Origin of the sequence: Cognatiluteimonas sedimenti (genome assembly GCF_022808325.1) — a bacterium.
Lineage (GTDB): Bacteria > Pseudomonadota > Gammaproteobacteria > Xanthomonadales > Xanthomonadaceae > Cognatiluteimonas > Cognatiluteimonas sedimenti.
On the sequence record NZ_JALGCL010000003.1, the window covers coordinates 270,913 to 271,335 of the forward strand.

General features: G+C 59.3%; 1 protein-coding gene. It reads right to left on the reverse strand.

Annotated features, from left to right (window positions below):
• Positions 1 to 14 precede the first annotated feature (14 nt).
• The coding region (locus tag MQC88_RS10440; RefSeq protein WP_243321745.1) for a hypothetical protein at positions 15 to 423 on the reverse strand (409 nt) is incomplete at its 5' end.

The window sequence follows — 423 nt, forward strand, 5'->3', positions numbered from 1 at the left end:
GTGCCAAGCCTACGCTACGCCAATAGCTGCTTGAGCGACGGCACCGGGATAAAGGGCATGTACTCGTGCCAGCCCAGAAACAGCGAGAAGGCTACATGGATGACGGGCGAGGATAGAAACGCCAGCACAAGATATTGAGCGAGCTCCTTACCCCGCAGGGCAAATGCGACGGGCGGAACCATGAGCGTGGCAAGAGCAGGAACTGTGTAGTAGACCCACCACGGCAGCCCGAGGTTGTTGCCGTATTTGGCGAAAACCATGCCGCCGACAACGACCACCGCAGCGACAGCGGCAACTGCGCCTGCGCTGGGGCGAAGCTCCCGATGCCGCGTTACAAAACGCAGCAAGCCGACGAAGACGATCAGCGAAACAGCCACGAAGATCCAGAACCGCATTACATCAGATTCCATGCCGCTCCCCATG